Here is a 13267-nt window from a genome sequence, read left to right as displayed (position 1 = left end):
GGTTTTTAGCACTCAAAGATCAGAAGCGGTATGCACCACGTACAGCAAAAGTATTGCCGTCATCTGCAAAACCAATTCGTCCTTCGACACTTATTTGCTGATTGAAGAATTTTTTAGCATTTACACCAAACTCATCAAAAGATCCGCCATTGAAATCTTGATTGAAATAGTCAACACCCACGCTGAGTGATTTATCAATATAATAATCGCCTCTTAACGAGAACTCGTCTAGATCACCAAATGCAGCTCCAGCCTCTAAATTCACATCATTTGTGCCAATTTGAGTGACATATTTTGCTCGAATAGTAGGGTCAATACCATCATCGTTGTCATCATCCCAACCACGTAAACCAGCTGCGACCAATAAAGATGGTGCTAAGAAATAACCAGCTTCAATTTTATAGTTTGTGACATCATTATCAGTGGTGTTAGGTATTTTTTGAGTTTCCTGAGAAAGATTGGCATTTAGATAGAAATCAGTATTTGGAACAAAGTATTCAATTCCAACACCATAATTCCAGTATTCGACTACATCAAAGTCGTCATAAGATACTTTTGCATTCACGTTGCTCGAACGATTTAAAAATGCAGCTTCGTTCAATGGAGAGTTCTTGATTTGAACAGGATTAAAATAATATGTGCCATCAAGCGCAAAACCTGCAGAATTGCTACCATTATCAGGATCGATCAATTTGGCTGTAGCCCCAACTTCAGCTTGATACGCATGTGCAGTTCCTAAGCTTGCAATAAGTGCAGTCGCAAGTGTAATTTTTTTAAACATATATTGACTCTCTTTGTTATAGAAATATGACTGTTTTGTGACAGCTGATTTCTATTGTAAGAACAAAAGGGGATGAGTCAATGCACAAAAAATGACATTCCATCGGGATTTTGCACAAAAAAAGCCCATCATTAAGATGGGCTTTTAAGAAACACTAAATTTTAATTAAGATATTAGAAGCGATATTTAGCAGCTAAACCGAACTTGTTGTAATCATTATTTGCAAGTTCACCGAAACCTACACGACCTTCTAAGCTTACTTGAGGTGTGAAGAATTTACGTGCGCTTACACCAAACTCGTTTGTATCTGCAGGACCAGTATCTTTACTATAGTAATCCACACCAACACTTAAAGTTTTATCGATGAAGTAATCAGCAGCTAGATTATATTCATCAAGGTCACCGAATGCAGCGCCAGCTTCTAAGTTGATATCTTTACCGTTAGACAATGTAGTTACATATTTAGCACGTAATGTTGGGTCAACACCATCATCATAGTCGTTATCGTAACCCTTAAGACCTGCTGCAATTAATAAGCCAGGTGCAGGCAAATAACCTACTTCAGCACCATAAACTGTCTCATCAAAATCAGGTCCAATATCAAATTTACGATCATCACGACCAACATTACCGCTTACATAAAAATCAGAATTAGGTACGAAGTATTCAACACCTACGCCGTATTGATGTCTTTCATCATCACCAACTTCGCTGTATTGGTATTTCGCATTTACATTACTTGCACGATCAAGGAATGCAGCTTCAGCTAGTGGAGCATTGCGTGTTTGAACTGGTTGGAAATAATAAGTACCATCAACACCAAATGAACCACTTGTACTACCATTATCAGGATCGATAAGACCTGCAGAAGCACCTACTTCAGCTTGATATGCATTTGCAGTTCCAGTTACAGCTAAAGCAGAAAGAAGTGCAGACGCGATTGCTAATTTTTTCATGGATACTTCCCCTCAATAGAGTTAGTTGTTAATACATTTTTTGTTACAAGTTCAGTGTAGGGGAAAATCATGAAGGATCAATCAAGCAAAAGTAACAGTAATGTATCTTGTGTAATTTTTATGTAAAAATAAAAATTTAAGTTATTGATTTTAAAAAATAAAAAAACATGTTAATTCATGTGAAAGATAAGGTGTTTTAGTCATTTTATGTTGCTTTTGAATATGAATTGTATGCAATTTGAACGAAAGTAGCAGTTTTGGAACTGCTACTTCCCCATGTTGAATGGAATTAGAATCGATATGTTCCGTTTATATTAAACTTATCTTCATCATCACTGAATCTTAAAATACTCCCAAGAGAGAGGTTATTATTGATAAAGTATTTGCCACGTAATTGGTATTCGTCTTTATGAATTTTACTAGTGCTATTCGTATCTCGCGTATAAGCACTACCTAGGCTTAAGCGTTGAGTTAAATAATAATCCCCACCAAATGTAATCGAATCAATATCATGTCCAAAGCTACCATCCAATTCTAAATTGAGATATTGACCATTTTGGCCTAATGGGGTGACATATTTGGCTTTTAAAGCAAAAGCATTTTCATCAAAGCCTTCACCTTTATAAGCATTAATACCTACTGCTATCAGTAAATTTTGAATAGGAGTATAACCAACGAGAGCTCTATAGGTGGTTAGATCGAAACGCTGCTTAGCATGAGATGAACCGTTTAGTGAGCTTGAGCGTGACTCCACTTTATAATGTTGACGACCGACCTCACCTGTGAAGTACAGTTGATCAATATAATATTCTCCCTCTATTGAATAGCCGTGCAGCTCTTGTTTGCTTTGCGCAACTGTTTCATTTATATACACTTTATCGTCTTTAATATGCTGAAAACTATATTTCGCTGAAACGCGATTATGGTGGCCAAGAAATGCAGCCTCATTAAGTGGTTTATTTTCAGTATCAACTGCTTTGAAGTAATAAGTACCTTCTGTTTCAAATACACCGTGATAATCAACCTTGAGACTATCATGGTCAAAATAGGTATATCCAGCATCAATTTGAGCTTGGTAGGCCATGGCTGAAGTTGTCAAAGGGAGGATGGCCAAAGCCAAATAGGTTTTGTTCATTTTCATAAGTCTCTGCTTATTGTTGTAAAAATAAAGTAAGTATTTTTTAATAATTAAATGTATTGTTAATAATAACTAAACAATGGTCAAGAGAATATTGAATAAAAAAGCAAACTCTCAAGTTTTACTTGGCTGTGTTAAAATATTGGCAATTTTGATATAGACATATTTAGGATCTACACCGTGGAAATTAATCCTTATCTTCTCCAGCTAAAAGACTTGAGCGAACGTGGTCAAACACTACGGGGGTATCTTTGACTACGATCTAAAGAAAGAGCGTTTAGAGGAGGTTCTCCGCGAACTTGAAGATCCAGCAATTTGGAATGATCAAAATCGTGCTCAAGCGATGGCGAAAGAAAAAGGTGAGCTCGAAAACGTTTTAAATGTTTTAGATGGTTTAGCAACACAACTTGATGATGCACAAGCGATGCTTGATCTTGCTGTAGAAGCGGATGAAGAAGAAATGCTTGCAGATGTTCAAGCAGAACTTGATTCAGCTGAGGCTGAACTAGCTAAACTTGAATTCAGACGTATGTTTAGTAATCCAATGGATCCAAATCCTTGTTATGTCGAAATTCAAGCGGGGTCAGGTGGTACTGAAGCTCAAGATTGGGCATCTATGCTATTACGTATGTACTTACGTTGGATTGAGCGTCATGGCTTTAAAGCTGAGTTAATGGAAGAATCTGACGGTGATGTGGCTGGGATTAAATCGGCAACTATTCGTGTAGAAGGCGAATATGCTTATGGTTGGTTACGTACTGAATCAGGTGTACATCGCTTAGTTCGTAAATCACCTTTTGACTCAGGCAACCGTCGTCACACTTCATTCTCAGCGGTTTTTGTGTCTCCAGAAATTGATGACAACATTGAAATTGAGATCAATCCAGCAGATGTTCGAACGGATACATACCGCGCTTCAGGTGCAGGTGGTCAGCACATTAACAAAACAGATTCTGCCGTGCGTTTAACCCATGCACCTACTGGAATTGTGGTGGCTTGTCAGAACCAGCGTTCACAACATGCTAACCGTGATCATGCTTGGAAACAGCTTCGTGCTAAATTGTACGAATTGGAAATGAATAAGCGTAATGAAGCAGCTCAAGCACTAGAAGATTCTAAATCGGATATTGGGTGGGGGAGCCAAATTCGATCTTATGTGTTGGATGATTCACGTATTAAGGACTTACGTACTGGCGTTGAAAATTCAAATACGGGTGCCGTGTTAGATGGTGATCTTGATAAATTTATTGAAGCTAGTTTGAAACAAGGGCTTTAATATTTTTTTTAAAAAAGGCAGGGCAAAAGCCCTGCCTTTTTCGTTCTAGCACGAAGCTTGCTAGATTAAATCAGTTCAATGTTAGAATCAGAATTATTCGGCACAGTCATTCATAAACTCGATTTGTTAAATATCGTAATAATTCGATATTAATATCTATAAAAATCGATATAATGAGTTCAGCACAGTGCAGATCATTAACTTGAGTGAAATGAGATGGATACTGAAGCAATTTTTAAAGCCTTATCGAACCCGATACGCCGCCAAATTTTACAATGTTTAAAAGATCCAGAGCGCTTTATTCCACAAGATGAGTGCGTGCAAGATTTTAGTCGTGGCGTATGTGCAGGACAGATTGAAAAAATTGCAGATGTATCTCAGTCAACCATGTCTAATCATTTATCTGTTTTACAGCAAGCAGGTTTGGTTCATGTTACTAAGCATGGTCAATGGTCTTATTTTTCTCGTAATGAAGCACTGATAAAAAGTTTTGCAGAACACCTTCAACAATCACTCTAACGATAATGAGTGAAGAGGATAGATGAATGACTGATTTTAGTAGCCCAGTAGTCTTTGGTGAATTAAAGCTCAAAAATCGCGTGGTTATGGCACCTTTAACGCGTAGTCGTGCGACAGATGATCGCGTACCAACAGAAATGATGGCTGAGTATTATGCGCAACGTGCAAGTAGTGGATTAATTATCTCAGAAGCGACCGTAATTTCTGAGGAGGCGAATGGCTATTTAAATACGCCAGGATTATTCACTGATGCTCAAGTAGAAGGGTGGAAGAAAGTAACCCAAGCTGTTCATGATAAAGATGGCTTAATTGTCGCTCAGCTTTGGCATGTTGGACGTGTGTCACATCCAGATTTACTGAAGGGTGATATACCCGTTTCGGCGAGTGCTGTTCAACAAGCCGGACATGTCAGTTTGTTGCGTCCGAAACGTCCTTATGTCTTGCCACGTCCATTAGAAATTTCTGAAATTCACGCGATTACAGCGCAATATAAAGAAGCAGCAATTCGTGCTAAAGAGGCAGGATTTGATGGTGTGGAATTGCATGCGGCGAATGGTTATTTAATTGATCAATTCTTGCAATCGAAAACCAATCAGCGTGAAGATGAATATGGTGGCTCGGTTGAAAATCGTGCGCGTTTCTTGTTAGAAGTCGTGGATGAGCTAATTGAAGTTTGGGGTGCTGGTCGAGTAGGTGTACATTTAGCTCCTCGTGGTGATGAACACGATATGGGTGATGATGATCCACGTGAAACTTTCGGTTATGTGTTAGAACAACTCGGCCAAAGACACATTGCATTTTTCTTTACACGTGAATATTTGGCAGAAGACAGTATTAGTCAAGAATTAAAAGCGCGTGGACAAGGTATTCCTTTTATTGCCAATATGCGTTTAAGTCGAGAGGATGCTTTACAACTTCTCACTTCAGGTCAAGCTGATGCAGTGTCTTTTGGTAAAGATTATATCGCCAATCCTGATTTATATGAGCGTTTGGTACAGAATGCTCCTTTGAATGAATTAAAGTTAGAAAATATGATCGGGACGAATGTGGCTGAAGGCTATATCGATTATCCTTTTTTACAAGGAAATTGAAATTTAAGATAAGTATTTGAACCGAAAAAATTCGCAGGGTATGATCTCAACTTCGTGGTCATGCCCTATTTTTTTAAGAAAGCTCGAGGTCTTACGTTTTGACAACTCCATTTTGGTATAACGCAGCATTGGCTTTATTAAAGCCAATTTATAAATGGCGTATAAAAAAGCGAGCAGACAATATTGAGCAATTTCATCAAGAGTGCTTAGAGCGCTTCGGTCCGTTTCAATCTCCAAAAAATCTTAATGCGATATGGTTTCATGTGGTTTCAGTTGGAGAAACCAATGCTGCACAACCTCTGATAGAACATTATTTAAAGCTTGGGTATGCTGTGTTGGTTACGAATACCACCAAAACAGGTCAGGCACGAGCTAAATCCTTATTTGCAAAAGTACCATATGTAGATCTTTTTCAAGCAGTATATTTACCTGCAGATCAAAAAAAATTAGTCAGTGCTTTTTTAAAAAAATATCAACCTAAAATGTTGGTTTTGGTTGAAACGGAACTATGGCCCAATTTAATTGATCAGGCGAAAATTAATAAAATACCCACTTTTTTGGTGAACGCACGTTTATCTGAAAAGTCAGCGAAAGGATACGCCAAAGTACCAAGTATTACTCAGCCTATGCTCAGCGGTCTGACTCAACTTTTGGCTCAAGATGAAGCTTCACTGAATCGATTTAGGGCTTTAGGTGCTGCTACAGCGCATAGTCAAACAGTGGGCAGTATTAAGTTTGATATTCATGCGCCCGAAGAAATGTTATTGAAAGCGCAACAAATTCATCAAGATTGGGATTTGCAAGCACGCCAAATTATTACGATTGCAAGCACACATCATCCTGAAGAGAAAAATCTGTTATCCAAGTTTAAAGACTACTTAAATGATCATCCTGCCGTCTTGCTGATTATTGTACCGCGTCATCCAGAACGTTTTGATGAAGTTGCACAAGCCATTCAAAGTCATGAGTTAAAAATGCATCGACGTAGTTTAGGTGAAATCATTGAGGCTGATACACAAGTTTATCTTGCTGATAGTATGGGTGAAATGTGGATTTGGTATGCATTGAGCCAAGCAAGTTTTGTGGGTGGATCATTGAATGAACCTGGCGGTGGGCATAATATCTTAGAGCCAATATCACTCAATGTCCCGACTGTGATTGGACCGAACTACTTTAACTTTCAAACCATTGTCGATGAATTTGTGGAAGAAAAAGGGATTCTAATCGGTCAAACTACGGAAGAGGTGGTGAATCATCTTATTCAGTGCTTATCTCAGGATGAAACGATTTTAGCAGTACAAAATCAGGCTCAAAAGATCATGCAACGGAATACAGGGTCGTTGCAAAAACATATTCATGTCCTGAATCAATACCTTTAGTTTTTTTTAGTATATGAATATTGTATTGCTTGATCCTGCATCAGCACAGGATGACCTCTGGACGATTCAATCTGCACGCCAAATTGAGCATCTGAAGCATCAACTTGATATTAAAATTGGAGATACTTTAAAGGTTGGTATTAGAGGTGCTGGTCGATATACAGCTGAGGTCATAGAAATTTCTGAAAGGAAAATCTTAATTCAGCCACTTTATGAAGAGCCTGTACCGAAGAAATTACCTGTAACGTTAATCGTTGCTATGCCTAGACCGAAAGTATTGAGACGATTGATTCAAGATGCTGTAACTCTAGGCGTAGAAAAAATCATTTTGCTGCACAGCTATCGGGTCGATAAAAGCTATTGGCAAACACCATTTTTACAGCAAATTAATCACTATGTTCAACTGGGCTTAGAACAAGCGGGTGATACATTTCCACCTGAAATCGAAATATATAAACGCTTTAAACCTTTTGTGGAAGATGTTCTTCCTCAAATGATTTCCGTTGAACGACCAGCTTATGTAGCACATCCTTATGCAACCCACAGTATGCCTCATGCGATTGAGCACCCGTGTACGATATTGATTGGGCCTGAAGGTGGTTATATTCCTTATGAGATTAATTTACTCATAAAAAACGGCTGCCAAGCTGTCAGCTTAGGCAACCGAATTATTCGTACTGAGACGGTGATTCCTTATGTGTTAGGTCGTCTGTTTAGCACGTGGTGATTCATCTTCTTGTGAAGAATCTCCGCGATAGACTTTAACCTCTTGAACTGGATATGGAATCGAGATTTCATGTTCAGCAAAAGCTTGAATCACTTTTTCTTGAACTAAACTAATAGATGTAGATGTCGCAGTTTCACCCGTATTCACCCACCAACGTACAGTGAGGTTGATTGAGAAATCAGCTAAGGCAGAGACATTCACGCTAAATGCAGGTTGACTGAGGATTTGTTGATCCCGGTCTAAAATACTCAAAATAATATCTTTCGCTTTTTGAACATCATCTTCGTAACCAATACCGACCACGAATTCACAACGACGACGTGGATATGCCGTATTAACAGTAACTGCATTGGTATAAACCGTTGCGTTGGGAATGACGATACGGCGACCATCAGGTGAACGTAAGTAGGTTGCACGAATTTGAATATCTTCAACGGTCCCCTCTAAACCATTCACAATGATATCGTCGCCAATTTTGAAGGGTTCACCGAGTAGAATTAAGATACCAGAGAGCAGGTTTTGAAAAATATCTTTAAATGCAAAACCAATTGCGACAGATCCGATCCCCAGTGCACTCATCAGCTGTCCAGGTGTAAACCCTGGAATTGCAATAACCATCGCAATTAAGAAGCCAAAGAAAATAATAAAAGAGCTACCGACGCGGTTGAGGACGAGCACTAAATTTTGTTTGGTATATGAACGCTCTGAAAGTGCTTTTCTGACAAATAATTTGAACAGCTTAGACAACAACCAAAATAAGGTAAATACAATCAAAGCAATACAGATATAAGGGATTCGTTCCCAAAAGCCATCCATGATTTTATCAATGGTGGTATATGCATCATTGTATTTCGCAGTATGTGCAATGACGGTTTGAGCCGTTTTCTCACTTGCATCTTGTAGAAGTTGAGTCGTACCTTGAGCCACCTGACTCAAAGAATTTTGTTGTTCAGCCACGAGTGTTCCAAATGTATTGAATGTTTACATTTTGCCTGAAAATACAGTGAATAAAAATCACGTTCGCAGGTTTTATCGTCATTTTTATTCATTGAATAAACTGAAAACAACAAAAAAATTGCATGTTTTTATAAACATTCAGCACCTTGTCCAACAAAAAAATCGACATGGTATTTATTGATAAAAAAATGGAGTTTTTTGACAACGACAGATTTTACTTGCTTAGGAATGATGATCAGCAATGATTCGGATCATTGATTGTTAGATATTTTAGGTTGTTCAATTGGCAAGAAGATACGGATAACTTTTGAAATAAATGAATGCTCAGTCTACGACCAAAGCATGATTGTTTGAAATTTTAAAGTATAGTCATACTCAAGATATAAGACAAAAAATGATCAGTATGATCAAGACAACTCTCGAGATGAGAAACATAAATCAAGGATGCGAATTATGAATGAAATATATCCAGTACCCGAAGTTTTTAAAAAAACTGCACGAACCAATGAAGAGCAATATTTCGAGCGGTATAAAGCATCTATTGAAAACCCCGAAGCATTTTGGACCGAAGCAGCCAAGAAACTAGACTGGATTAAGCCTTTTACACAAGTCAAAAATACCAACTTTGATAAAGAGAATTACAAAGTTGAATGGTTTGCAGATGGCCAATTAAATGTCAGTGAAAACTGTCTCGATCGACATTTAAAAGAACACCCACATAAACCTGCGATTATTTGGGAAGGTGATCATCCATCACGCCATAAAATTATTTCATTTGAAGAATTACACGATGAAGTTTGTCGTTTTGCCAATGTTCTCAAGAAGCATGGCGTGACCAAAGGCGACCGTGTTGTTCTGTATATGCCAATGGTCCCTGAAGCAGCCATTGCGATGTTGGCATGTACACGTATTGGTGCGGTACATTGCGTGGTGTTTGGAGGTTTTTCACCAGATTCTTTAGCAAGTCGTATTGATGATAGCCAAGCAAAAGTCATCATTACAGCAGACTCGGGCATGCGGGGTGGTAAGCCAATTCCACTGAAAGAAAACGTTGATGCAGCGATGGAGCTTGAAGGGACGAGCTCTGTACAAAATGTCATTGTGGTGCATCGTACTGGTAACCCAATCACAATGCATGAAGGTCGTGACCTGTGGTATCACATGGAAATCATGACAGTCACAGATATCTGTCCACCTGAACCAATGAATTCAGAGGATCCGCTGTTTATTTTATATACTTCAGGCTCAACGGGTAAACCTAAAGGTGTGCTACATACTACAGGCGGTTATCTGACTTACGCGAACTTTACCTTTAGGGAAGTATTTGATTTAAAACAAGATGATATTTTCTGGTGTACCGCTGATGTCGGTTGGATTACTGGTCATTCTTATGTGTTGTATGGTCCACTTTCAAATGGGACGACAACCTTGATGTTTGAGGGTGTTCCACAATACCCAACTTGGGCACGCACTGGACATATTGTAGATAAGCACAACGTCACAATTTTATATACGGCACCAACGGCGATCCGAGCGATGATGCGTGAAGGTGATGCATTTATCCGTGAAAGTGACCGTAGTAGCTTACGCTTGTTGGGCTCCGTCGGTGAGCCAATTAATCCTGAAGCTTGGAACTGGTACTACACCGTAGTTGGTGAAAGTCGTTGTCCAATTGTAGATACATGGTGGCAAACTGAAACAGGTGGCTTCATGATTTCGCCTTTACCGGGCGCAACTGCACTTAAACCTGGTTCTGCAACACGCCCATTCTTTGGTGTACAACCTGCTTTGGTTGATGCTGATGGTAAAGAGCTAGAAGGAGAGGCTGAAGGTAATTTGGTGATCAAAGATTCTTGGCCAGGACAAATGCGTACCATTTGGGGTGATCCAGATCGTTTTATCGAGGCATATTTCTCAACTTATCCAGGGAATTATTTCACGGGAGATGGTGCACGCCGTGATAAAGATGGTTATTACTGGATTACGGGGCGAGTGGATGATGTTCTGAACGTTTCGGGACACCGCTTGGGGACTGCAGAGATTGAAAGTGCATTGGTTGCACATGAACATGTTGCAGAAGCAGCCGTTGTGGGTATGCCACATGACATCAAAGGTCAAGGGATTGCAGCCTATGTAACTTTACAGGCAGATACGCCAGAGTCAGAAGAACTCAGGAAAGAGCTAGTAGGTTGGGTAAGAAAAGTTTTAGGACCTGTGGCTACACCAGATGCAATTTATTGGGCGCCAGCATTACCCAAAACACGTTCAGGCAAGATTATGCGCCGAATTTTGAGAAAAATTGCCGCTAATGAGCTAGATAGTTTGGGCGATACCTCAACTTTGGCAGATCCACAGGTCGTGGATCAATTAATTGCTGAAGTGAAATCACAGCAGTAATCCCGATTAAACAGACGAAGTCATGTTTTAAATACCGTTAGTTCAACTAGCGGTATTTTTAGTTCAGTGATAAGAAAAGCAGGCATTGTGATAAGTCAAATCATGTTGATCTGATAAGCTTATCAGCAGATGCGATACGGAATATAACAATGAATTCTCCCCTAAATTTTAATCCTGAAACGCCACTTGAGACTGCGCAAATACTTGCATCTGAGTTTGCGAAAACCGCAGCAGAACGAGATAAACAAGGTGGAAATCCAAAGGCTCAGCGAGATCTAATTCGACAAAGTGGCTTGTTGTCTTTATCTATTCCAAAAGAATTTGGTGGGCAAGGTGCAACTTGGAGCACGATTTTTAAAACTATTCAAACCATTGCTCAAGTTGATAGTTCACTTGCGCATGTATATGGCTTTCATCATTTGCTTATTGCGACGGTACAACTTTTTGCACAGCCAGCTCAATATGGAGATTGGTTTAGACAAACCGCCAAACACAACTTATTTTGGGGAAATACGTTAAATCCATTAGATCGTAGAACAACCGCGAAACAAGTTTCTGATGAAGAATTTATCTTCCATGGTGATAAAAGTTTTTGTTCTGGATCAATTGATTCAGATATCCTGCTCTGTTCGGGATTTAATGAAGATGGAAAGTTACTGATTGGCGTGATTCCAACAGCACGAGAGGGTGTGAGCTTTCTTGGGGATTGGAATAATATGGGGCAACGTCAAACGGATAGTGGTACCAGTCATTTTGAACAGGTCAAAATTCGCAAGGATGAATTACTCCTCAATCCCGGTCCTTTAAGTACACCTTATTCAAGTTTGAGACCGCTAATTGCTCAACTGATTTTCGTGCATTTATTTTTAGGTGTTGCTGAGGGAGCGTTCAATGTTGCGAAAGAGACAGTTCAAACACAAAAAGCTTGGTCGAAATCACTGGTTGAACAAGCGGTGAATGATCCATTTACCCAAAAGCATTTCGCCGAATTTTATGTGCAACTTGAAGGTGTGCGCTTGCTCGCGGAAAAAGCGATCAATACATTACAAAAGGCGTGGGATGAAGGGGAAACATTAACTGCGGAGCAACGTGGTGAAGTCTCAATTACAATCGCTACCGCCAAAATCGCAGCGACTCATACTTCACTTTATGTGACACAAAATATTTTTCAAGTGATGGGCGCACGCGCCACTACTGCAAAACTGAATTTAGATCGATTCTGGCGTAATGTACGAACCCAAACCCTGCATGATCCAATTGATTATAAATATCAGGAAGTCGGAGAGTGGGCATTAACTGGAAAAGTTCCAGATCCGAGTTTCTACTCTTAGATCGAATTGATTATGAAAAAAGCCTCTATCGTAGAGGCTTTTATTTATTTTTGATGAATATTTTCTAAAGTATCGACAAGCGTACGTGTCATCTGATCAATTTCGTAATTGACTTGATCGCCGACTTGAACATATTTCCATGTGGTTAAGCGTAAAGTTTCTGGAATAAGATCGATTGAGATTTGATTGTTTGCACGATCAACTCGATTGACTGTCAAACTGCAGCCATTTAAACCGATAAAGCCCTTTAAGAAGAAATATTTGATATTGCCATTTGGAATTTTAAGGTCGATATGAAACGTTTCACCATTTTTGCTTAAATGCTTTACGGTTGCAGTGCCTTCAATATGACCATATAAATTATGCCCACCATTCTCAGCACCTACTTTAGCGGAGCGTTCAATATTGACCTCATCACCGACGTTGAGTTGACCTAAAGTGGTTAATTCAAGTGTTAGATTTGAAACATCAAAATGCACTTGACCAGCGATCAGATCAATTTGTGTAGCGGTTAAGCAAACACCATTAATCGCAACACTGGCGCCGATAAATACATCATGAAAAAGATTGAGCGCATTAGAAATAACAAAAGTCCGATATCCCTCTTTATGCTGTATATCTAATACTTTTTCTAACCCTTGCACGATACCTGTATACATAATAAACCTTTGCCTAAAAATAAACCTTAATTGCTTTTAATCCTAACTGAGATCGT

12 protein-coding genes are annotated in these 13267 nt (G+C 39.1%); 7 read left to right on the top strand and 5 right to left on the bottom strand.

Annotated elements, in window-relative coordinates; all coding sequences use genetic code 11:
- Nucleotides 1–19: 19 nt before the first annotated feature.
- From AC1M89_RS05885 to AC1M89_RS05875, 3 genes are all read right to left on the bottom strand, one after another.
- Nucleotides 20–781, bottom strand: coding sequence for a putative porin (locus AC1M89_RS05885; RefSeq protein ID WP_481591849.1), 762 nt, complete (start codon nucleotides 779–781; stop codon nucleotides 20–22).
- A 173-nt stretch (nucleotides 782–954) separates the two neighbouring features.
- Nucleotides 955–1737: a putative porin gene (locus AC1M89_RS05880; protein WP_035265806.1), complete on the bottom strand. Its 783-nt coding sequence runs from the start codon at nucleotides 1735–1737 to the stop codon at nucleotides 955–957.
- A 289-nt stretch (nucleotides 1738–2026) separates the two neighbouring features.
- A complete protein-coding gene (locus tag AC1M89_RS05875) occupies nucleotides 2027–2878 on the bottom strand; it encodes a putative porin (protein WP_481614033.1) in 852 nt (283 codons plus the stop codon).
- 177 nt (nucleotides 2879–3055) lie between these two features.
- Between AC1M89_RS05875 and prfB the strand changes: the two genes are divergently transcribed.
- From prfB to AC1M89_RS05850, 5 genes are all read left to right on the top strand, one after another.
- Nucleotides 3056–4151, top strand: a protein-coding gene (gene prfB, locus AC1M89_RS05870; protein WP_143047395.1) for a peptide chain release factor 2 whose coding sequence is annotated in 2 segments (ribosomal slippage) — nucleotides 3056–3127 and nucleotides 3129–4151 — 1095 coding nt in all. Because the reading frame shifts where the segments join, the coding sequence is not laid out codon by codon here.
- Nucleotides 4152–4367: 216 nt separating this feature from the next.
- Nucleotides 4368–4670, top strand: a complete 303-nt coding sequence (locus AC1M89_RS05865) for an ArsR/SmtB family transcription factor (protein ID WP_035265803.1) — start codon at nucleotides 4368–4370, stop codon at nucleotides 4668–4670.
- A gap of 26 nt (nucleotides 4671–4696) precedes the next feature.
- Entirely contained in the window at nucleotides 4697–5761 is a 1065-nt protein-coding gene (locus AC1M89_RS05860; RefSeq protein WP_179999132.1) for an alkene reductase, read from the top strand.
- 98 nt (nucleotides 5762–5859) lie between these two features.
- A complete protein-coding gene (locus AC1M89_RS05855) occupies nucleotides 5860–7140 on the top strand; it encodes a 3-deoxy-D-manno-octulosonic acid transferase (protein ID WP_481608659.1) in 1281 nt (426 codons plus the stop codon).
- A 13-nt stretch (nucleotides 7141–7153) separates the two neighbouring features.
- Nucleotides 7154–7867, top strand: coding sequence for a 16S rRNA (uracil(1498)-N(3))-methyltransferase (locus tag AC1M89_RS05850; protein WP_481614032.1), 714 nt, complete (start codon nucleotides 7154–7156; stop codon nucleotides 7865–7867).
- Here the strand turns inward: AC1M89_RS05850 and AC1M89_RS05845 are convergent.
- A complete protein-coding gene (locus AC1M89_RS05845) occupies nucleotides 7841–8824 on the bottom strand; it encodes a mechanosensitive ion channel family protein (RefSeq protein WP_481586863.1) in 984 nt (327 codons plus the stop codon). The genes AC1M89_RS05850 and AC1M89_RS05845 overlap by 27 nt on opposite strands.
- Nucleotides 8825–9277: 453 nt before the next feature.
- On the opposite strand from AC1M89_RS05845, the gene acs reads away from it, so the two are divergent.
- The gene (gene acs / locus AC1M89_RS05840; protein WP_179999124.1) at nucleotides 9278–11221 is read left to right on the top strand and encodes an acetate--CoA ligase; all 1944 of its coding nucleotides are present in this window, start codon (nucleotides 9278–9280) and stop codon (nucleotides 11219–11221) included.
- 149 nt (nucleotides 11222–11370) lie between these two features.
- Nucleotides 11371–12552 carry an acyl-CoA dehydrogenase family protein gene (locus tag AC1M89_RS05835; RefSeq protein WP_481595752.1) on the top strand — a complete coding sequence of 394 codons (1182 nt, stop codon included), beginning with the start codon at nucleotides 11371–11373 and terminating at the stop codon, nucleotides 12550–12552.
- 44 nt (nucleotides 12553–12596) lie between these two features.
- Here AC1M89_RS05835 and AC1M89_RS05830 read toward each other — a convergent pair whose 3' ends face one another.
- Nucleotides 12597–13211 (bottom strand): riboflavin synthase subunit alpha, encoded by a 615-nt coding sequence (locus tag AC1M89_RS05830; RefSeq protein ID WP_481591854.1) that lies wholly within the window; start codon nucleotides 13209–13211, stop codon nucleotides 12597–12599.
- Nucleotides 13212–13267 lie beyond the last annotated feature (56 nt).

The organism is Acinetobacter sp. ANC_7635 (genome assembly GCF_056779945.1).
Note: the sequence above shows the minus strand (reverse complement) of the source record. Positions and strands in the feature narration are given on the sequence as shown.

What these genes read in the sequence shown, in the direction of transcription:
- AC1M89_RS05875 (WP_481614033.1), bottom strand. Translation starts at nt 2,878, where the DNA reads ATGAAAATGAACAAAACCTATTTGGCTTTGGCCATCCTCCCTTTGACA.
- AC1M89_RS05830 (WP_481591854.1), bottom strand. Translation starts at nt 13,211, where the DNA reads ATGTATACAGGTATCGTGCAAGGGTTAGAAAAAGTATTAGATATACAG.
- AC1M89_RS05850 (WP_481614032.1), top strand. Translation starts at nt 7,154, where the DNA reads ATGAATATTGTATTGCTTGATCCTGCATCAGCACAGGATGACCTCTGG.
- AC1M89_RS05865 (WP_035265803.1), top strand. Translation starts at nt 4,368, where the DNA reads ATGGATACTGAAGCAATTTTTAAAGCCTTATCGAACCCGATACGCCGC.
- AC1M89_RS05835 (WP_481595752.1), top strand. Translation starts at nt 11,371, where the DNA reads ATGAATTCTCCCCTAAATTTTAATCCTGAAACGCCACTTGAGACTGCG.
- AC1M89_RS05880 (WP_035265806.1), bottom strand. Translation starts at nt 1,737, where the DNA reads ATGAAAAAATTAGCAATCGCGTCTGCACTTCTTTCTGCTTTAGCTGTA.
- acs (WP_179999124.1), top strand. Translation starts at nt 9,278, where the DNA reads ATGAATGAAATATATCCAGTACCCGAAGTTTTTAAAAAAACTGCACGA.
- AC1M89_RS05860 (WP_179999132.1), top strand. Translation starts at nt 4,697, where the DNA reads ATGACTGATTTTAGTAGCCCAGTAGTCTTTGGTGAATTAAAGCTCAAA.
- AC1M89_RS05885 (WP_481591849.1), bottom strand. Translation starts at nt 781, where the DNA reads ATGTTTAAAAAAATTACACTTGCGACTGCACTTATTGCAAGCTTAGGA.